The 16,203-nt window shown below is 32.5% G+C and carries 13 protein-coding genes and 1 tRNA gene; 2 read left to right on the top strand and 12 right to left on the bottom strand.

Annotated elements, in window-relative coordinates; genetic code table 11:
* Positions 1-9: 9 nt before the first annotated feature.
* The 3 genes from E4100_RS04610 to E4100_RS04600 all read right to left on the bottom strand — a co-directional run bounded on the left by E4100_RS04610 (position 10) and on the right by E4100_RS04600 (position 4,076).
* Positions 10-996 (bottom strand): ABC transporter permease, encoded by a 987-nt coding sequence (locus E4100_RS04610; RefSeq protein WP_135270873.1) that lies wholly within the window; start codon positions 994-996, stop codon positions 10-12.
* A 138-nt stretch (positions 997-1,134) separates the two neighbouring features.
* The gene (locus tag E4100_RS04605) at positions 1,135-3,027 is read right to left on the bottom strand and encodes an ABC transporter substrate-binding protein (RefSeq protein ID WP_135270872.1); all 1,893 of its coding nucleotides are present in this window, start codon (positions 3,025-3,027) and stop codon (positions 1,135-1,137) included.
* Positions 3,028-3,212: 185 nt separating this feature from the next.
* Positions 3,213-4,076, bottom strand: coding sequence for a DegV family protein (locus tag E4100_RS04600; protein WP_135270871.1), 864 nt, complete (start codon positions 4,074-4,076; stop codon positions 3,213-3,215).
* A 98-nt stretch (positions 4,077-4,174) separates the two neighbouring features.
* Here E4100_RS04600 and pepT point away from each other — a divergent pair, with 98 nt between their 5' ends.
* Positions 4,175-5,401 carry a peptidase T gene (gene pepT / locus E4100_RS04595; RefSeq protein ID WP_135270870.1) on the top strand — a complete coding sequence of 409 codons (1,227 nt, stop codon included), beginning with the start codon at positions 4,175-4,177 and terminating at the stop codon, positions 5,399-5,401.
* A 32-nt stretch (positions 5,402-5,433) separates the two neighbouring features.
* Here the strand turns inward: pepT and cls are convergent, their stop codons facing one another.
* The 3 genes from cls to E4100_RS04580 all read right to left on the bottom strand — a co-directional run bounded on the left by cls (position 5,434) and on the right by E4100_RS04580 (position 9,399).
* Positions 5,434-6,888, bottom strand: coding sequence for a cardiolipin synthase (gene cls, locus E4100_RS04590; RefSeq protein ID WP_135270869.1), 1,455 nt, complete (start codon positions 6,886-6,888; stop codon positions 5,434-5,436).
* A 20-nt stretch (positions 6,889-6,908) separates the two neighbouring features.
* A complete protein-coding gene (gene typA, locus E4100_RS04585) occupies positions 6,909-8,723 on the bottom strand; it encodes a translational GTPase TypA (RefSeq protein ID WP_135270868.1) in 1,815 nt (604 codons plus the stop codon).
* Between the two features lie 259 nt (positions 8,724-8,982).
* On the bottom strand, positions 8,983-9,399 hold the full coding sequence (locus E4100_RS04580) for an ATP-binding protein (RefSeq protein WP_167792076.1): 417 nt from the start codon (positions 9,397-9,399) through the stop codon (positions 8,983-8,985).
* A 120-nt stretch (positions 9,400-9,519) separates the two neighbouring features.
* On the opposite strand from E4100_RS04580, the gene rd reads away from it, so the two are divergent.
* A complete protein-coding gene (gene rd, locus E4100_RS04575; protein ID WP_135270866.1) occupies positions 9,520-9,678 on the top strand; it encodes a rubredoxin in 159 nt (52 codons plus the stop codon).
* Positions 9,679-9,716: 38 nt separating this feature from the next.
* On the opposite strand, the gene yihA is transcribed toward rd, so the two are convergent.
* The 6 genes from yihA to E4100_RS04545 all read right to left on the bottom strand — a co-directional run bounded on the left by yihA (position 9,717) and on the right by E4100_RS04545 (position 16,074).
* Positions 9,717-10,298, bottom strand: a complete 582-nt coding sequence (yihA, locus tag E4100_RS04570; RefSeq protein ID WP_135270865.1) for a ribosome biogenesis GTP-binding protein YihA/YsxC — start codon at positions 10,296-10,298, stop codon at positions 9,717-9,719.
* Positions 10,285-12,645, bottom strand: coding sequence for an endopeptidase La (gene lon / locus E4100_RS04565; protein ID WP_135270864.1), 2,361 nt, complete (start codon positions 12,643-12,645; stop codon positions 10,285-10,287). The genes yihA and lon overlap by 14 nt, the downstream gene beginning before the upstream one ends.
* Before the next feature lie 47 nt (positions 12,646-12,692).
* Positions 12,693-13,967 carry an ATP-dependent Clp protease ATP-binding subunit ClpX gene (gene clpX / locus E4100_RS04560; protein ID WP_135270863.1) on the bottom strand — a complete coding sequence of 425 codons (1,275 nt, stop codon included), beginning with the start codon at positions 13,965-13,967 and terminating at the stop codon, positions 12,693-12,695.
* 10 nt (positions 13,968-13,977) lie between these two features.
* The gene (gene clpP, locus E4100_RS04555) at positions 13,978-14,562 is read right to left on the bottom strand and encodes an ATP-dependent Clp endopeptidase proteolytic subunit ClpP (RefSeq protein ID WP_135270862.1); all 585 of its coding nucleotides are present in this window, start codon (positions 14,560-14,562) and stop codon (positions 13,978-13,980) included.
* Positions 14,563-14,564: 2 nt separating this feature from the next.
* Positions 14,565-15,866 carry a trigger factor gene (tig, locus tag E4100_RS04550; protein WP_135270861.1) on the bottom strand — a complete coding sequence of 434 codons (1,302 nt, stop codon included), beginning with the start codon at positions 15,864-15,866 and terminating at the stop codon, positions 14,565-14,567.
* A gap of 124 nt (positions 15,867-15,990) precedes the next feature.
* Positions 15,991-16,074, bottom strand: a tRNA-Leu gene (locus tag E4100_RS04545).
* Positions 16,075-16,203: the final 129 nt, after the last annotated feature.

Raw genomic sequence — 16,203 nt, 5'->3', positions numbered from 1 at the left:
TTCTCCTCCTTATTTATTTACTCTAACTCTCGGATCGACTACACCATAGCTTAAATCAGATAGTAAGTTCCCAAGTAGAGCAAGAATTATATAAAATAATTGGATTGCCATTGCTACATTATAATCTTGATTAGTCAAAGCTGATATATAAAAGTCTCCCATACCTTTTAGGTTAAACATCCTTTCAATTACGAGTGAGCCAGCAAATACACTCATAAGCCAACTTATAATCAAGGTTATGACAGGAAGTAATGCATTTCTCCAAGCATGGGAAAATATAACCACTCTTTCTTTTAAACCTTTAGCTCTTGCAGTCCTTATGTAGTCCATACTTAGTGCGTCTATCATTGCTGCTCTTACATATCTTGTTAATCCTCCTAATGATCCGACTGTCAGTACTCCTAATGGAAGTGCTAAATGATACATAGTGTCTTTAAACTCTTCCCATGCAGTACCTGAGAAGTTTGGAGTATTAAGTCCACTAACTGGGAACCATCCCAATCTTACTGCAAAAAGATATATAAATAATAGTGCAATTATAAAAACAGGAATGCTATATCCAACAATCGTCAATACTTGCACTGATTTGTCAAATATTGAATTTTTCTTAACAGCCGTAAATATACCAAGTGGTATAGTTATAGCTAAAGTAATGATTATTGAAAATATATTAATAAAAACCGTAATTTTCATCGGACTAACTATTACTTCTCTAACAGGTGCTTTGTATATGGATGACATACCAAAATCCCCTTGAAGAACTCCACTCATCCACTTTGCATATCTAATAGGCATAGGATCGTCAAGCCCTAACCTTTCTCTTGCTAATTGATATCTGTATTGATACTCTTCTGCAGTTAGTTTGTTTCTTAGAGGTTCTAATTCAGCTCTCGCTGGATCTCCTGGAATCAAATTGTACAAAAAGAAGAGTGCAATAGACATGATAAAAAATACTAATATCATATACATGATTCGCTTTCCTACGTACTTTATCATTTTTCCCCCGCCTTAAATATAATTTTATCAAATCGTAGTATCATAGAATTTATAGGTTTACATTGGTAAAATATTCTTTTAGATTAAGAAATAGGGGTAACCCCCTATTTCTTAATAAATATTAAATTTTTAATTATATTATTCAGCTACATAAGAGTATAGTATTGCTTTAGAAATTTCGACTAATGAATTTATGTTGTAATCCTTTAATTTTTCATTGTAGAAATCATGGTAAATATTTGAATACAATGGAACATCTGGCAACAAATAATTCCATCTTTCTGCAAATGCTACAAACTTTTGTTTAAATGTTTCTCTGTCTTCAGGATCAACTTTTACCATTTCTTTAGACAATCTATCTAGCTCTTCATCTAAAATAAAGTTTGTATTGTAGCCTTGCTCAAACATTACTGGATCAGTTGTGTATGTTGTTGATTGATCATATACAGGAGTGTAATTAGTTGCTAAGTTAAACATATGATATGTTGGCACTCCGTATTTTGCACCTTGAGTTGGATCCCTGTATAGATAATTCAACAATTCAGTAAATGTCATTACAGTTTGATTTATTTGAATACCAGCAGCTGCTAAATCTGGATTTTCTTGCAATTTAACTACTAGCAAATCAGAAACTGCATTTTGTTCACTTGATGCCCATTCAATGATTAATGGCATTAAAGTACCATCATCCATTTTCTTATATCTAATTCCTGATTCATATGGATTCCCATTTGCATCAAGATTGAATCCAGCTTGGTCTAACAATTCTTTTGCTGATTCAAGGCTGTATGGATATTGATTTAATTTTTGATTTAATTCTGCTTTAGTCTCTTGATAGAACCACATTGATTCACCATAAGGGCCATTTACTACAGAACCAAATCCACCAGTAAATGCCTTAGCAAAGTCGTTTCTATCAATTAAGTGAGCTATAGCTTGTCTAACTTCAACAAATTGTGTTGGCCCATGATCGCATTGGAATTGAATTTTACCATAACCTGAACGTGGATAATCAGTATATGCAAATCCACCTTGTTCAACTAAATCAAGCCCTGCATTTATTTCATCGCCACTAGCCATACCTGATAGTAAATCTACAGAGCCTGTAGCTAATTCATCAAGTGCTGTCTCTTGGTTTACCTTTTTGTAGATCACAGTTTGAATTAATGGCTTTTGACCAGTATAATCGCCAGGGAAGTTTGGATTTACTTCCAAAACTGCTGTCTTAGCAGCTTCATCATAGCTCTTTAATACATATGGTCCAGTTGAAGGTCTAGGTACTTCTCTTCTTGCTAAATTGAGTCTTTCTTCAAAGTTTTCTTTTGTAAAGTTTTCTGAGAGATATGCACCATTGCCATCATCTTTTACTTCAACAGTTTCATCTGTCCAGAATGAAAGTTTAGTTGGTATGACTTTTGCTAAGTAAAGTTCAAAGAAATATGGCACGTTTTCAGCAGCTATAGTAACGGCAAATGTCTTATCATCAATTAGGTTAACCCCTGGGAACTCTTTTGTTGCTCCAGTCGAATATTCTTTCCATCCCTTTAAGTAATAACCATAGTCATTATTTGCTCCCATCTCACCTATTACTGAAGATGACCATAAAAGCACACTTGCTACATAGTCTTTTGCAGTAATTGGCGTACCATCATCATATAATAGACCATCTTTGATAGTCCATGTATAAGTCTTTGATCCATCGTCATTTACAGTGGTTTCATATTTTTCTACTACTGTATCATTGACCAAATATTCGCCTTCAAATGTCATATCTACTGTTGATAAAGCTGTTATGAAATTGTAAACATCATAATCTGCTGCATTATTTTGCCAATATGGAACCCAGTCCCCTGACAATTCAGTTGTGTTGCCAATTGTTAAACTACCAGTAGGGCTAGTTGGTTTTTCGCTAGTTGGTTCTTCTGTTGTCGGTTCTTCCGGAGTTGTCGGTTCTTCATTTGTTGTACAACCAGCTAGCATTGTTAGCACCATGGTAAATACCAAAATCAACACTATACCTTTTCTTTTCATGTAATATCCCCCTTTATTTTATTTAATCACCTGCAATACCTATTTTGGGACTCGAAAGAATATTCTGACCAATTTAGGTGTTAATCAGATTATATATTAAACTTTATAGAATTTCAATAAGTTTTTAATATATATAATAATTTGAATATTATCTATAATTTATTATACTTTAAAGCTTGTTATTGCTAAAGTTTTGTTTTAGGATAAAACAATGCTAACGTTCCAGGACCAGAATGCGCACCAATAGTTGCTCCTATCATGTTTATGATAAAGTTTTTAGCATTATATCTTTTTTCGATCAATTCCTTTAATTTAAGAGCACCCTCTAGATCATCCCCATGAGTTATGCAAATAGTCGCATTTGTAAAATCTTTATCTATGCTTCTTTCTTCCATCAACTCTACCATTCTCGTAAATACTTTGTTTTTCCCCCTGACTTTTTCTAATGGAATTAATTTACCGTCTTTTACTTCAAGTATAGGTTTTATATTTAACATCCCTCCTAATACAGCAGAAGTTCTAGAAACTCTACCACCTCTGTATAAATACTCTATGTCATCAACAGTAAAGATGTGATCAATAGATTCTTTTGCCAAATTGACCCTATCTAGTATTTCATCAACTTCTTTCCCTGCTCTTGCAAACTTTGCTGCTTCTAAAACAATAAGTCCAAATCCACCTGATGCTGCGTAAGTGTCTATCACTTCTATTTTTGCCTCAGGATATTTTGTTAAAACATTGTCCTTCGCTATTACGCTTGATTGATAGGTTGCAGATAGTTCAGATGAAAAACCAACATATACTACAGGTATGCCTTGTTTTGCGTATTGCTCAAACTTTTCTTCAAATGCAATTGGCGTAACTTGAGAAGTTTTAAAAACTTCCTTATTTCTCATCCCATCAAAAATAACTTTAGGTGATATGTCTACTCTGTCTTTGTACTCCTTATCATCTTTTATTATAGTCATTGGCAATACGTCTATATCATACTCTTTAATTATTTCTTCTGGTAAATCGCTTGCTGAATCTGTTAATATCTTTACTTTCATAATAACTCCTCCATTTTCTTTATACTTTCTTATATAATATAAAAAAAGATATACTTATACAATAGATTGATATAAAATAAATGTGAGGAGGGATGAAATTGCAAAATTTAACAGAACGCTTTTTAAACTATGTAAAAATTGAAACAACATCAGATGAAAATTCTCCAACTTGTCCTAGTACAAAAACTCAACTAGAGTTTGCCAAAAAAATTGCTGATGAATTAAAAGAAATAGGACTAGCTGAAGTGGAAGTGGATGAAAACGGCTATGTAATGGCCACATGTCCTGCAAATACTAAAAAGGATTTACCTGTAATAGGTTTTATTGCTCATATGGATACTAGCCCAGACATGTCAGGAAAAAATGTAAATCCAAAGATCATAAAAAACTATGATGGAAAGGATATTGTCCTAAATGAAGAAACAGGTATAGTTTTGTCTCCTTTAGATTTTCCTGAGCTACTAGAAAATATAGGATTAGATTTGATAACTACAGATGGAACAACTCTTCTTGGTGCAGATGACAAAGCGGGAATAGCTGAAATAATTACTGCTATGGAATATTTACTCTCTCATCCTGAGATTATACATGGAAAAATAAGAATCGCTTTTACCCCAGATGAAGAAATAGGAAGAGGAGCAGATTTATTTGATGTGAAGAAATTTGGTGCTTCCTTTGCATACACCCTTGATGGTGGACCTATTGGAGAATTAGAATATGAAAACTTCAATGCAGCCAGTGCAAAAATAACGATACAAGGAAGAAATGTCCATCCCGGTAGTGCAAAAAATAAAATGGTTAATTCAGCGTTAATAGCCATGGAATTAAATTCTATGCTCCCTGTAAATGGAAGGCCTGAATACACTGAAAAATACGAAGGATTCTATCATTTGACAAATATTAATGGCACAGTAGAAAACACTACCATCTCTTATATTATAAGGGATCATTCAAGAGAATTATTTGAAAATAAAAAGAGATTATTGCAAGAAACCGTTGATTTTTTAAATAAGAAATATGGTGATATAATCACTTTAGAATTAAAAGATTCATATTATAACATGAAAGAAATGATTGAACCTAAAATGTTCATCATCGACCTTGCAAAAGAAGCTATGGAAAACATTGGAATAACCCCAAAAATTCAGCCTATTAGAGGTGGCACCGATGGAGCTAGACTATCATTCATGGGATTACCTTGCCCTAATATATTTACAGGTGGGTTCAATTTCCATGGTAAATATGAGTATATACCAATTCAAAGCATGGAAAAAGCTGTTGAAACTATACTAGAAATAATTAGACTATCAACTGAAAAATTTTAATAAATATTATAAAGCTCAGCAATTGCTGAGCTTTATAATATTGATGAAAGTAGTCTTGAGAAAGATTCTTTTATTTTTATTATATTCGATCTTTTGTTGTATTCTTCCAATGTTATCTCTTTACAATTTTTAAAGTCATCTATAAATCTTTTTGTTAATTTTTCATTTATGTCTTTACTGTAAATAAATGCATTTATCTCAAAATTCAACTTAAAGCTTCTTATATCTAAGTTAGCTGTTCCCACAGAAGAAACAAAATCATCCATTATCAGTACTTTTGAATGTAAAAAGCCCTTTTGATAAGTGTAAAACTTAACCCCAGCTTCCAAGAGTTCTCCCATATAACTAGTACCTGCCCAATATACAAAAGGATGATCTGGCTTATTGGGTACCATTACTCTAACATCTACTCCTGAAAGGCTTGCAATTTTTAAGGCTTCAAATATACTATCGTCCGGTATAAAATAAGGCGATTCAATATATAATTTATGTTTTGCATTAGATATCATTTTGAAATATCCATCTTTTATACCCGGCCATTTAGAATCTGGACCACTGCTAACAATTTGAATGCCTGTTTTAGAACTATTAGGATTGTCTATATATGTCTGACACCCTTTAAGTTCATTTTTAGTGGCAAATCTCCAATCAACAAAGAATTGCCATAAAATAAAACTTATTGCTTCTCCCTTTAACTTAATATGAGTATCTCTCCAATTACCAAATTTTTTAGATAGCCCTAAATACTCATCTCCAACATTAAACCCTCCTAGAAAAGCTTCTTTTCCGTCTATTATACATATCTTTCTATGATTTCTATAATTTACTCTAGTGTTTACAAAAGGAATAATTGATGGGAAGAAAAAAGCTACTTCTCCACCTGCTTGTTTTAATGGCTCTAAAGATTTCTTTGATAGTTTTCTTCCACCCATACCATCAACTAACAGCTTAACTTCAATGCCTTCGTTTGCTTTTTTAGTTAAGATATCTAGAAATTCACTTCCAATATGATCGCTTTTAAATATATAATACTCAATATAAATGTAGTTTTTAGCTTTATTTATGCTTTCAAAGAGTTCTTTAAATTTATCATGTCCATCAAAAATTAATTCCACATCATTTTGATAAGTGAATATCGATTTATCACCTTTTAAATGCAAGTTAATAATGTCTTCATATGTGAAGTATTCAGAATTTTCTTCTCTAAATTCTTTAGAGTTAAATAATTCTTCTTGCTCCTTAACCATTTCTTCGAAGCAATCATCTTCGTCTGCTTTAATTTTAAATATTTTTTTCTTTGATAAGTCTTGGCCAACAATTAAATAAAAGAGGAAACCAACAACAGGGAAAAAGAACAACACCATCAGCCATAACCACGTAGATGTAGGATTCTTTCTTTCAAAGATAACCAATACCACTGCGAGTATCAAATTAATCCAAAACAGATTAGAAAATATTAAAAAATAAGCTGATGCGAAATCGTTCATAAATGCACCTCAAATATTAATTACTTTTTAGATTTGTATCTTAAATTTGAATCAAGAATTCTCTTTCTAATTCTAAAATTCTTAGGTGTTACTTCAATTAATTCATCGTTATCAATAAACTCTAAAGCTTCCTCTAATGATAAAAATTTAGCAGGTGACAATCTAAGTGCTTCATCAGAGCCTGCAGCTCTTATATTTGATTGTTGTTTTTTTCTTGTAACATTTACTTCTATGTCTAGGCCTTTAGGGTTTGATCCTACTACCATTCCTTCATAAACTTCTGTTCCAGGTGTTATGAAAAGAGTCCCTCGATCTTGAGCCTGATATAATCCATAAGCAGTAGCTTCTCCGGTCTCAAATGCTATCAGTGATCCAAGCTTTCGTTTTGGAATATCTCCTTTGTAAGGTTCATACCCTTCAAATATTGAATTCAAAATGCCATTTCCCTTTGTATCACTTAAAAATTCTTGTCTATATCCAATTAGTCCCCTTGCAGGAATTAAAAATTCTAACCTTGAATACCCAGATGAATTATCTGATATGCTAACTAATTCTCCTTTTCGTTGCCCTAGTTTCTCAATTACGATGCCTATAAAATCAACACTTACATCTATTATTACCCTTTCGATAGGCTCATGTTTTTTCCCATTTACCATTCTATATAAGACTTCGGGTTTAGAAACCTGAAACTCATAGCCCTCTCGTCTCATATTTTCAATTAATACCGAAAGATGTAGCTCCCCTCTGCCGGATACTTTAAAAGCATCAGTGCTATCAGTTTCCTCTACTCTTAAACTAACATCAGTTTGTAACTCTTTAAATAATCTATTCCTGAGTTGCCTAGAAGTCACAAATTCCCCTTCTCTTCCCGCAAATGGGCTATCATTGACACTAAAAGTCATAGAAAGAGTGGGTTCTGAAATTTTAACAAAAGGTAAAGCTTCTATTTCTTCAGCGTCACATATCGTATCTCCTACTTCAATACCTGAAGGTCCTGTTATAGCAACGATACTTCCAAATTTTGCACTTTCAACCTCAACTTTGTTTAAGCCTTGAAATTCATAAAGTTTTGAAATCCTTGCTTTCTCCTTTTTCTCAGGATGTGCATAATTAACTACAAAAATTTCCTGATTTATTCTCAACTCTCCTCTTTCTATTTTACCAATTCCTATTCTCCCTTGGTAGTCATTATAATCAATGGTTGATATTAAAACTTGTCCTTTACCATTCTCATCTCCTTCAGGAGCTGGAATAAAGTTTAAAATGGTTTCAAATAAATCTTTCATATCTTCTTTAGGATTTTTCACATCTAAAGTAGCAGTACCTTGTTTAGCAGAAATAAATACGAATGGAACTTCCAATTGCTTATCGTCTGCACCTAATTCTATAAATAAATCTAATATTTCATCAATAACTTCATCAGGTCTTGCATCTAATCTATCTATTTTATTGATAGCCACGATTACTGGTAATTTTAATTCCAATGCTTTCTTTAGTACGAACTTTGTCTGAGGCATAGGACCTTCAAATGCGTCAACCAATAGTACTACTCCGTTTACCATTTTAAGAACCCTCTCTACCTCTCCACCGAAATCAGCGTGGCCAGGAGTATCCACAATATTTATTTTTGTACCATTATAATTAACAGCAGTATTTTTTGATAAAATGGTAATTCCTCTTTCTTTCTCGATGTCGTTTGAGTCCATAACTCTTTCTTCTACTACTTGATTTAGTCTAAATACTCCAGATTGTCTCAATAAACTATCTACTAATGTAGTCTTTCCATGATCAACATGGGCAATTATTGCAATATTTCTAATGTCTTCTCTTTTCATATGTTACATTTCCTTCCTAAAAGTTCTTATAAAATTATTTATTCCTAACCTTAATAGTTTACCATAAATACATAATAATTTAAACCAAAATTTAATAATTCCATATAACCCGCTAAATGCAAGTTAAAAAGAAACAAAAAAAAATTAATTTAAATAAATCGAAAAAAATTCTAAAACTTACATAAAAGGTTTCATGGAGAATATAGAAAAGATAAAAAAATAAGTATAAACTAAAAAAGCTGATATTATTATAACAATATCAGCAAAGCTTCTTAATTGATATAGCACGATTATTTTCAACTATAAACTCATCTGATAGACCTTTCACAAGCACTAATCCTCTGCCCCATGACTTAAAATCAAATGGATTATATTCTTCAAAATCATATGAAATGCCTTTGCCTTCGTCTTCAACTTCTATCGTTAATTTATTATCGTATAAGGTAATGGTAAGATTTACAGATTTGTCTTTCATGCACTCATTTCCATGCAATGCACCATTAACAATCAATTCATTTAAAATAACCTTGATATCAAATAATACTTCTTTGTTTGATATCACACAGTTTAAAGTCTTAATAGTCCTATCTATAAAAGATCTTATATATTCTAAATCACTACAAACTGCGCTTTTATAAATATAGTTCATCTTCACCACTTCCATTCTTGTATTCATATGTATTTTACCCATATTTGTCGTATATAATCTCTATATATTGAAATTGTAATATTATTTTTATTTAAGCTATGATATAATACAACTAAATAATAAATTTATTATGAAAGGAGAATTTATATGGAAAGATGGGTTTGTGGTCCTTGTGGTTATGTTTATGATCCTGCTGAAGGAGATCCAGATGGAGGAATTGCTCCTGGTGTAGCTTTTGAAGATCTTCCTGATGATTGGGTTTGCCCTGTTTGTGGCGCTACAAAGGATATGTTTGAAAAAGAATAATTAAGAAAGACCAGTACTAGATACTGGTCTTTTGTTTGTTATACCAACCCATCTATTACTTCCCAAAGCTTATCAATATTTATTTTGTCACTAGAAGATATAGGTATCAGCAAAGTCTCATCTTTTAGATTCATCTTATTTCTTATTATCTTTAAATTGCTTTGCCATTTTCCCTTAGATATTTTATCTGCTTTTGTAGCAACCACTATGCTAGTATAATCATAAGCTTTTAAAAACTCATACATAATTAAGTCCTTCTCAGTCGGCTCATGTCTAATGTCCACTATCATTATAATAGCTCTTAGATTTGGTCTTTTAAAAAGGTACTCATTAACAATGTCTGCCCATTTATTTCTTTCTGAAAATGAAACTCCAGCATACCCATATCCAGGCAGGTCAACAAATCGAATCATATCATTTACTAAATAAAAATTAATAGTTCTAGTTTTCCCTGGTTTGCTGCTAGTTCTTGCTAAATTTTTCCTGTTTAATAAAGCATTTATAAGTGAAGATTTGCCTACATTTGACCTGCCAACAAATGCAATCTCTGGCAATCCATTCTCAGGATAATGTTCTCTATCTACAGCTATTCTTTCAAGCTCTGATTTAGTTACTTTCATCTTTACCACCATCTGCAATGAGCAATGCCCTCTCTAAAACATCATCTAATTTTTTGACGAATACAAATTCTATGCTTTTCTTAACTCTATCAGGTATCTCATTTAAATCTATTTTGTTATCTTCTGGCAATATAATCATTTTTATCCCCATTCTATGAGCTGCAAGAACTTTCTCTTTAATTCCACCAACCGGAAGTACTATACCTCTTAAAGTAATTTCCCCAGTCATAGCGACATCTTTCTTTACTTTTACATTTTTAAGTGCTGATATTACAGCCGTTGCCATCGTAACCCCAGCTGACGGACCATCTTTTGGTATTGCTCCTTCTGGTACATGAATGTGTATATCGTAGTCTTTATAAAAGTAAGGATCAATTCCAAACTTTTCGGCATTTGCTCTAATATAGCTTATACCAGCCATTGCAGATTCTTTCATTACATCTCCAAGTTGACCTGTTAGCTGAATACTGCCTTTTCCTTTCATAACGATGGCCTCAACACTTAATGTATCGCCACCAACCTCTGTCCATGCTAAACCATTAACCACCCCAACTAAGTCTTCATCTTTTACAGTGTCAAATCTAAATCTAGGAGGTCCCAAATATTTGTCAAGATTATTTGCATTAATTGATACTTTTTTAGTCTTTATTTCAACAATTTTTTTTGCTGCTTTTCTACATAAATTAGCAATATTTCTTTCGAGATTTCTAACACCGGCCTCTCGCGTATAATTGCTAATTACAATTCTTAAAGCTTGATCTGAAATTGAAAGATTTTCTAGCGAAAGTCCATGGTCTTTTAGTTGTTTCGGTATCAAATGTCTACGAGCTATTTCATATTTTTCTTCTTCTGTATAACCACTAATTCTAATTACTTCCATTCTGTCCAACAATGCTTGCGGAATTGTAGCAGTAGTATTTGCTGTAGTTATAAACATTACTTTTGACAAATCAAATGCAACTTCTAGATAATGATCGGTAAAAGTTGAATTCTGCTCTGGGTCCAACACTTCCAACAATGCACTCGCTGGATCTCCCCTGAAATCATTAGCTAGTTTATCTACTTCATCTAATAAAAATACTGGATTTTTAGTACCTGATTTTTTTATTGATGATATTATCCTGCCAGGCATACTTCCCACATATGTTCTTCTATGTCCTCTAATTTCTGCCTCATCGCGAACTCCTCCTAAGGACATCCTCACAAAATTTCTATTTAATGCTTTTGCAATTGATTTTGCTATAGATGTTTTCCCAACTCCAGGAGGTCCAACTAAACAGAGAATCGGTCCTTTTAATGTTCCTGTCAATTTTTTAACAGCAATAAATTCAAGTATCCTTTCTTTTACATCATCTAGGCCATAATGATCTTCATCTAATATATTTCTTGCCTTTTTTATATCTATTTTTTCTTTTGTTTCTTTAGCCCAAGGTAGGTCAATAAGCCAATCTATATAAGTTCTGATAACCCCTACTTCCGCAGAATAACTTGGCATCTTAGATAGTCTTTCTACTTCTTTAAGAGCTTTCTCTTCTGCCTCTTTACTCATCTTAGCTTTTCTTATTTTTTCTTTATACTCTTCAATTTCAGATGAATAATCTTCTTCTTCCCCTAGCTCTTTTTGTATCGCTTTCAATTGCTCTCTTAGATAATACTCTTTTTGAACTTTACTTATTTGTTTCCTAACTCTTTGATTTATCTTATCTTCAATTCTTAACAACTCTATTTCTGCTTGCAATATCTTGTGTAAAATTTCTAATCTCTCAGATATATCAAAAGTTTCTAATATCGATTGGTCATCTTCTTGCTTTAAGAAAATGTAGCTTGCTATTACATCTGCAAATCTCCCAGGATCCTCAATATCTTCGACAGTAGTCAGCAACTCTTGAGAAATTTTAGGATTTAATGCTAAATAATCCTCTAAATCATTCATTATTAATCTCATCGCAGCTTCTATTTCAGGAGTTTGTTCTACTTTATCTGGGTTGTAGATATATTCATCAAGTATGACTTCAAAAAATGGTTCAGTTTTTACACATTCTTTTATTTTACATCTATTTAAACCCTCTACTAAAACTCTAATGCTTCCTCCTGGAAGTTTTAACATCTGCTTTACATTGGCCACAGTGCCAACATCATAAAAATCATCCTCTGTTGGATCATCGATTTTTGGGTCTCTTTGAGTTGAAAGTACGATCATTGAATCTGTCATCATCGCATGTTCAAGAGCTTGTATGGATTTTTCTCTGCCCACATCAAAATGTATTACCATATAAGGAAATATTGAAACTCCTCTTAAGGGTATTAAGGGAAGTGTTTTTTCTACTATCGTATATATTTTATCCAAGTTGTTCACCTCTTTTTAGCAAAATAAAAGCCCACATTAGTGAGCCTTTATGATGCAGATTCTTTGTTGCTCTTCTTATTGATTTTGGTCTTTTTCTCTGAGAAAACTAATGTAGGTCCTTGATCATTTTCAATAGTTTCTTTTGTAATAACACACTTAACTATGTCTTCTCTATCAGGTATTTCATACATTATATCTATCATTTTTTCTTCAATGATACTTCTTAAACCTCTAGCGCCTGTTTTTCTCTCAATAGCTTTCTTTGCAATTGTTCTTAATGCCTGATCTTCAAATTCTAGTTCAACTCCATCAATGCTGAAAAGCTCTTTATATTGTTTCACAATAGCGTTTTTAGGTTCAGTTAAAATTCTAACTAAAGCTTCTTCATCCAATTCTTCCAGAGTAACTGTCACAGGTAATCTCCCAACAAACTCAGGAATAAGGCCATATTTCATCAAATCTTCTGGTTGAATTTTGTTCAATAGTTTTGCTATATTTTGTTCTTTTGTATTTATCTCTGCACCAAATCCAAGAGATTTTTTACCTACTCTCGATTGAATGATCTTCTCTAACCCATCAAATGCTCCACCGACAATAAACAATATATTTGATGTGTCAACTTGAATGAATTCCTGATGTGGATGTTTTCTTCCACCTTGAGGAGGTACATTTGCAACTGTTCCTTCTAATATTTTCAATAGAGCTTGTTGCACACCCTCTCCACTTACATCTCTTGTTATTGATGGGTTCTCTGATTTTCTTGAAATTTTGTCAATTTCATCAATATAAATAATTCCTTTCTCTGCTCTTTCGATGTCATAATCAGCTGCCTGAATGAGTTTAAGGATTATGTTCTCTACATCTTCCCCAACATAACCAGCCTCTGTTAATGCTGTAGCATCAGCTATGGCAAAAGGAACATTTAATATCTTTGCCAACGTTTGAGCCAATAATGTCTTGCCAGAACCAGTTGGTCCTATCATCAAAATATTGCTTTTTTGAATTTCTATATCATCTTTTTTACTTGTTTTTTTGTTTATTCTCTTATAATGATTATACACAGCAACTGAAAGAGCTTTTTTTGCTCTATCCTGCTGAATCACATATTCATCTAAACTTGCTTTTATGCTAGAAGGTTTTGGTAGATCCTCGAAATCGTAGTCGTATTCATAATCTATGAATTCTTCTTCGATAATATCTTGACATAATTCAACGCACTCGTTACATATATAAACATTTGGGCCAGCTATAAGTCTCTTGACTTCATTTTGAGATTTCCCACAAAATGAACATCTAAGTTGCTTATCATCAATTTTAGCCATCCAATCACCTCTAATTTCTTTTCTCCATCACTGAATCTATAATCCCGTATTTTACAGCCTCATAGGCACTCATATAATAATCTCTATCAGTGTCTTTTGCTATTCTCTCTAAAGGTTGTCCTGTCCTTTCAGACAATATACGGTTAATTCTTTCCCTTATCTCTATTATCTTCTCAGCTTGAATTCTAATGTCTTCAGCTTGACCTTGAGCACCTCCAAGTGGCTGATGTATCATGATATCAGCATTTGGTAATGCAAATCTCTTTCCCTTTTGTCCTGCTGCTAAAAGAAAAGCTCCCATGCTTGCAGCTCTACCTACACAAATAGTAGCAACATCAGGCTTTATATATTGCATAGTATCGTAAATTGCAAAGCCTGCACTTACAGAACCCCCTGGGCTATTTATATAAAGTTGAATATCTTTTTCTGGGTCTTCAGCTTCTAAAAATAACATTTGGGCAACTACTAGTTCTGCTACTTGATCATTTATTTCACTGCCAAGCATGATGATTCTATCTTTTAAAAGTCTTGAATAAATATCATAAGACCTTTCTCCTCTATTTGTTTGTTCAACAACAATTGGCACTAATGCCATATTTACCCCTCCATTTGTACAAATTTTACTCTTTGTTTAAGCAAATCTAAAACCTTGTCATTTATAATACCCTCTTTTAAGAAATTTAAATCTCCCTTTTTCATGTCCTCGATGAATTTCTCTTTATTATCCGGATCATAAAACTCAGCTATTTTTTCTAATTCTTTTTGTATGTCTTCGTCTGTTGCCTCAATTTTTTCATTTTTTGCAACAGCTTCTAAAACTAATTGTGCTTCTACTTTCTTCTTTGCCACTTCTCTAAAGCTTTCTCTCATCTGTTCAATGTTCATATTAGTTAACTCGAGATATTTTTCAAGGCTAAATCCTTGCATTTTCATTCTATAATCAAAATTGTCTAGTTCTGAATCTATTTGTGACTCGATCATAGCTTCTGGAATCTCAAATTCCGATATTTCTACTAATTTCTCCACAATTTTATTCTCTAAATCAATGTTTTCTTGCTCTTTTAAAGATTTCTCCAATTCTTCTTTAATACTTTGTTTGTATTCTTCTAATGTTTCAAATTCGCTTACATCCATAGCAAACTCGTCATCTAATTCTGGTAGTTCTTTATATTTAACTTCTTTTATGTTTACTTTAAAAGTGGCATCTTTTCCTTTTAAAGATTCCTCAAAATAATCTTCTGGGAACTTTACATTGATTTCAACTTCTTCTCCCTTTTTCTTTCCAATTAATCCTTCTTCAAAACCAGGAATAAATTGTCCAGAGCCAATTTCCAAAGTTTGATCTTTTGCACTTCCACCTTCAAATGGTTCTCCATCAATATATCCCTCATAATCAATAGTTAATATATCCTTATCAACAATTTCTCTTTCACCTGCATCAATAATTCTTGCATTCATGTCTCTTACTCTTTCAAGTTCTGCATTTATCATTTCATCAGTTACAGAGTAATCAGTTTTTTCTATTTCTAAATTACTGTAATCTCCTAGTTTTACTTCAGGTTTAACTTCTACGCTAAATTTAGCAACAATAGGTTTGTCTTTGTCTATGTCTTCGATATCTACATCAGGCCTATTAACTGGTTCCAATTTAAATTCATCTATAGCATATGAGTATGCTTCTGGTAATAAATCATTGATTGCATCTTCATAGAAAATTTCTTTCCCATAATTTAATTCTATCAATTGTCTTGGTGCTTTTCCCTTTCTAAATCCAGGTATATTAAATCTTGATCTATTAGCTATATAAGCCTTTTGTACTGATTCTTCAAACTCCTCTGGTGTGAATTGAGCGTCAAAGTAAACTGTGTTATTTTCTCTTTTTACATAATCAACTTTCATTAATGAACCTCCTATGATAATTTTTCGCTTTTCTTCCATCAAATTATTATATCATAACTGACAAAATTTTAATATAAATAAACAGTATATAAAAAAACCAATGGCTGATACCACTGGTTGATTCTGGTGCGGGAAAGAGGACTCGAACCCCCACGTCAATGACACTAGATCCTAAGTCTAGCGCGTCTGCCAATTCCGCCATTCCCGCAAAATGCTTAAAATTTGCTTGCCTTTATAATTATAGCATTTAATGCTATTTTGTCAACATATCAAAAATTAGTTTTTTATGCATCTTCAGTTAAAGTTTTTAAAAGAAAGGAACCTCTGATTTTTTCGT

The sequence above is a fragment of the Soehngenia longivitae genome (assembly GCF_004684055.1).
In the GTDB taxonomy this organism is placed as follows: Bacteria; Bacillota; Clostridia; order Tissierellales; family Tissierellaceae; genus Soehngenia; species Soehngenia longivitae.
The sequence above is the reverse complement of the archived record's forward strand: the minus strand, read 5'-3'. Positions and strand labels throughout refer to the sequence as shown.

Coding starts and splice junctions, on each gene's coding strand:
- E4100_RS04610 (WP_135270873.1), bottom strand. CDS start 996: ATGATAAAGTACGTAGGAAAGCGAATCATGTATATGATATTAGTATTT.
- E4100_RS04605 (WP_135270872.1), bottom strand. CDS start 3,027: ATGAAAAGAAAAGGTATAGTGTTGATTTTGGTATTTACCATGGTGCTA.
- E4100_RS04600 (WP_135270871.1), bottom strand. CDS start 4,076: ATGAAAGTAAAGATATTAACAGATTCAGCAAGCGATTTACCAGAAGAA.
- cls (WP_135270869.1), bottom strand. CDS start 6,888: ATGAACGATTTCGCATCAGCTTATTTTTTAATATTTTCTAATCTGTTT.
- typA (WP_135270868.1), bottom strand. CDS start 8,723: ATGAAAAGAGAAGACATTAGAAATATTGCAATAATTGCCCATGTTGAT.
- E4100_RS04580 (WP_167792076.1), bottom strand. CDS start 9,399: ATGAATACAAGAATGGAAGTGGTGAAGATGAACTATATTTATAAAAGC.
- rd (WP_135270866.1), top strand. CDS start 9,520: ATGGAAAGATGGGTTTGTGGTCCTTGTGGTTATGTTTATGATCCTGCT.
- yihA (WP_135270865.1), bottom strand. CDS start 10,298: ATGAAAGTAACTAAATCAGAGCTTGAAAGAATAGCTGTAGATAGAGAA.
- clpX (WP_135270863.1), bottom strand. CDS start 13,967: ATGGCTAAAATTGATGATAAGCAACTTAGATGTTCATTTTGTGGGAAA.
- clpP (WP_135270862.1), bottom strand. CDS start 14,562: ATGGCATTAGTGCCAATTGTTGTTGAACAAACAAATAGAGGAGAAAGG.
- tig (WP_135270861.1), bottom strand. CDS start 15,866: ATGAAAGTTGATTATGTAAAAAGAGAAAATAACACAGTTTACTTTGAC.